Source organism: Rhodococcus sp. BS-15, assembly GCF_000813105.1.
Lineage (GTDB): Bacteria > Actinomycetota > Actinomycetes > Mycobacteriales > Mycobacteriaceae > Rhodococcoides.
The window spans coordinates 1-3,939 of the sequence record NZ_BAOX01000378.1 but is presented as its reverse complement, the minus strand read 5'-3'; the positions used below and the strand labels follow the sequence as shown (position 1 = coordinate 3,939).

The following is a 3,939-nucleotide window of genomic DNA, read 5'->3' as shown; positions in this document are numbered from 1 at the left end:
GGCGGCGTCGAGACTCACCTCGGACGGCACCGCGCCGAACGGGCCTGCCAGGGCGCCGTCTTCCGCCAGAGGTGAATGGCCCGAGGCGAAGACCCGGTTGCCGCGCACGCGCACCCACTCGAACGAGAACTCGAAACCAGGTGGGGCGGTCGGTTCGCCGGGCAACGTGAAGCCCAGTTCGGTGATGCGACGTTCGATCTCCATGAAGGAAAACTCTGTCAGACCGGGACGCCGTTGATGGTGCGAACGGTCCAGCGAGAACCGTCGTGTTCGAGGGTGGAAACGCCGGCGTTGAGGATGCGGGGTGAGTGGCGTCGCCGGATCGCGTCGAAGATCGCCCGGATGACGCCTCCGTGCGCAACGGCGATCACCGCGGAGTCCGGATAGCGCGAGGCGATCTCGTCCACGCCGCGCACGCCTCGCACGATCAGGTTCGATCGCGGCTCCAAGCCCGGATACCGGCCGTCCGGCCAGTGCGAGTACGCATCCCAATCGGTGAACCCCTCGGCGTCACCGAAATGCCGCTCGGCCAGATCGGGGAACTCGGCGGTGCGGGTCAGGCCCAGGTGCGCGCCGATGATGTCTGCAGTTTCCGCCGCTCTGATCAGCGGGGAGCTGACCAGGTGGTCCCAGGCCCGGTACTCGAGGTCGTGGCCGGCCTCGCGGGCCTGGGCGCGGCCGGTGTCGTTGAGAGGAATGTCCGAAGAGCCCTGCAGACGCCCGTGCAGATTCCAGTTCGTTTCACCGTGCCGAACCAGTGCCAGAAGAGTCATAGTGAGCGGAGAATATCCCAGAGTTACCAGGGAGTACGGTCGATACGAAGATACGCGAACGAGCTTGGAGGATTGTCGATGAATCTTGCCCTCACAGAAGAAGAGGCCGCGTTCCGTGACGAGATGCGGACGTTCTTCACCACGAAGGTCCCCGCCGAGATTCGCGAGAAGAGCGCGACGGGTCAGGAGTTGAGCAAGGACGAGGTGGTCACGACCATGCGAATCCTCAACGAGAACGGCTTGGCGGTGCCGCATTGGCCCGCGGAGTTCGGTGGCCGCGACTGGACCGCTGTGCAGCGTCACATCTGGCTCGATGAGATGCAGTTGGCGTCGGTGCCCGAGCCGCTGGCGTTCAACGCCTCGATGGTCGGCCCGGTCATCGCGACGTTCGGCTCTCAGGAGCTCAAGGAGAAGTTCCTGCCCAAGACGGCGAACCTCGATATCTGGTGGTGCCAGGGCTTCTCCGAGCCCGAGGCCGGATCGGACCTGGCGTCGTTGCGCACCACCGCCATCCGCGATGGTGACGACTACATCGTCAACGGACAGAAGACGTGGACCACGCTCGGCCAGTACGCCGACTGGATCTTCGCGCTCGTGCGCACCAACCCGGATGCGCCGAAGAAGCAGGCCGGAATCTCGTTCCTGCTGATCGATCTGAACACTCCCGGCATCGAGATGCGCCCCATCAAGCTGATCGACGGCAGTGTCGAGGTCAACGAGGTCTTCTTCGACAACGTCCGCGTTCCGGCGGAGAACCTCGTGGGCGAGGAGAACCAGGGCTGGAGCTACGCCAAGTTCCTGCTCGGCAACGAGCGCACCGGCGTCGCCCGTGCCGGACACACCAAAGTGCATCTGGGACAAGCGAAGAAGCACGCAGCACAGACGAAGGTCGGCAGCGGCACGCTGCTCGAGGACCCCTTGTTCGCGGCCAAGATGGCCGAGGTCGAGAACGAACTGCTCGCCCTCGAGCTGACTCAGCTGCGTTTGGTGTCCAGCTCGGACGACGGCAAGCCGAATCCGGCGTCGTCCATCCTCAAGCTGCGGGGATCGGAACTGCAGCAGGCCACGACCGAATTGCTGATGGACGTTGCCGGGCCGGACTCACTGCCCTACGAGGCGGGCGAGGACATCGAGAGCGAGGGCTGGGCGCAGCGCTCGGTACCGGGGTATCTCAACTACCGCAAGGTGTCGATCTACGGCGGCTCGAACGAGGTTCAGCGCACCATCATCGCCTCTGCGATTCTCGGACTGTAAGGGAGCATCTGAAGACATGGATTTCGAACTCAACGAAGAGCAGAAGCTGCTGCGCGACACCACTCGTGAGGTGCTCACGCGGGCCTACGACACCGAGAAGCGCAACAAGATCGTTGCCGGTGAGCTGGGCTGGAGCACCGACGTCTGGAAGCAGTTGGCCGAGGTCGGCCTGCTGGGTCTGACGTTCAGCGAGGAAGACGGCGGGATGGACGCCGGTCCCGTGGAGATCATGGCCGTGATGACCGAGGTCGGACGACGGCTCGCACCGGAGCCGATTCTCGACGCCGTCCTCGTCCCCGGCGGGTTGATCTCCGAGCTCGGTAGCGCCGACCAGCGCGCGCGGCTGCTGCCGCCGGTGGCCGAGGGGTCGTCGATGTTGGCGTTCGCGCACAACGAATCCGGCAGCCGCTGGCCCAACATCGAGGTCGCCACCACCGCCACCGAGGACGGCGGTTCGTGGTCGATCAACGGCGTCAAGAACCCGGTTCCGCACGGCGGTAGCGCAGACGTGATCGTCGTCAGTGCCGCGCTGCCCACCGGTGGAACGGGACTGTTCGTGGTCGATGCCGACGCGACCGGTCTCACGCGCAAGTCCTACGCCACCCACGACGGTCAGCGCGCCGCTCAGATCGAATTCGTCGATGTCGCAGCCGAACCGCTCGGCACCGCCGAGAACGCGGCAGCGGCCATCACCGGTGCGGAGGTGCGGGCTCAGGCTGCGTTGTGCGCCGAGGCGATCGGTGCCATGGAGGAGGCGTTGCGGCTGACCACCGATTACCTCAAGGCGCGCAAGCAGTTCGGGGTTCCGCTGGCCAAGTTCCAGGCGCTCACCTTCCGGGCGGCGGACATGTACGTGCTGCTCGAACTCGCCCGCAGCATGAGTCTGTACGCCACGATGTCGTTGGCGGACGGCAACGTCGACACGACGATCGCGTCGCGCGCGAAGCTGCAGATCTCGCGGTCCGGTCGCAAGATCGGCCAGGAGGCCATCCAGTTGCACGGCGGAATCGGCGTCACGGCCGAATATCCGGTCGGGCACTACACCAGTCGGCTGGTGGCCATCGAGCACACTCTCGGTGGTGCCGACGAGCACCTGCGCATTCTGGCGTCGAAGGTAGCCGATCACGACCTCATCGGGATCTGACGCTCGTCATGAAACTCCTCGGCGCCACCTTCGACAGGTGGCCGGGCCCGAGTTCGTTTCGTGAGGTGTCAGCTACCCGCGTCTGCCGCGACGACAAGATCGGACACGGCCATGGGGTTGGAGACCAGGATCGCGTGCGAACCCGGCACCTCGGTCACCTGAGCGCCCGCCCGCTGCGCCATGAACCGCTCGGCGGAGGTCGGGATGATCTGATCCTGCTGGGGGATCAGCGCCCACGACGGCGTGTGCGCCCAGGACGGCGGACCGCTCGGCTCGAGCAGTGCACCGGCAGCGATCGTCTTCTGATTCGCGACCATGCGCGCGGCCTGCTCCTCGCTCACATCGGGCGCGAAGAACGGGCGAAACAGTGCGGGCGTGATGTATGAATCGACGTTCTTACCGATGATGTTCGACGCGTCGTCGACGATCGTCAGGCCGATCACCGGCGGCACCAGCGCGGTCACCGGGAATCGGATGGGGTCGAGTTCCAGAGCGACGGGTTCACCTTCTACGGGCATGAACGCGGCGACGTAGACGAGTGCTTCCACGTTGTCGGCATGCACGTTGCTGATCACCGTGCCGCCGTACGAATGGCCCACCAGGATCACCGGACCGTCGATACTCTCGACGACATCGGTGACCGAGGCCGCGTCGACTGCCGGCCCGCGCAGCGAGTTGTCCGCCGTCACCACGGGGTAGCCGCGGCCGCGGAGGTTCTCGCGACGCCGTCCCAGCTGGTGTTGTTCGCGAAGGCTCCGTGCACCAGCA

4 protein-coding genes and 1 pseudogene are annotated in these 3,939 nt (G+C 65.6%); 2 read left to right on the top strand and 3 right to left on the bottom strand.

The window, feature by feature from the left end:
* Both RHBS_RS25330 and RHBS_RS25325 read right to left on the bottom strand, forming a co-directional pair.
* Positions 1-204 (bottom strand): annotated as a pseudogene (locus RHBS_RS25330) (RidA family protein); the annotation flags it as partial.
* A gap of 14 nt (positions 205-218) precedes the next feature.
* Complete coding sequence (locus RHBS_RS25325) at positions 219-773, bottom strand: histidine phosphatase family protein (protein ID WP_121873210.1); 555 nt, start codon at positions 771-773, stop codon at positions 219-221.
* A 78-nt stretch (positions 774-851) separates the two neighbouring features.
* On the opposite strand from RHBS_RS25325, the gene RHBS_RS25320 reads away from it, so the two are divergent.
* Entirely contained in the window at positions 852-2,027 is a 1,176-nt protein-coding gene (locus RHBS_RS25320) for an acyl-CoA dehydrogenase family protein (protein ID WP_094609740.1), read from the top strand.
* A 16-nt stretch (positions 2,028-2,043) separates the two neighbouring features.
* The gene (locus tag RHBS_RS25315; protein WP_121873209.1) at positions 2,044-3,171 is read left to right on the top strand and encodes an acyl-CoA dehydrogenase family protein; all 1,128 of its coding nucleotides are present in this window, start codon (positions 2,044-2,046) and stop codon (positions 3,169-3,171) included.
* A 68-nt stretch (positions 3,172-3,239) separates the two neighbouring features.
* On the opposite strand, the gene RHBS_RS25310 is transcribed toward RHBS_RS25315, so the two are convergent.
* Positions 3,240-3,939, bottom strand: a 700-nt coding sequence (locus RHBS_RS25310) for an alpha/beta hydrolase (RefSeq protein ID WP_237669691.1), incomplete at its 5' end; no start/stop codon positions are given.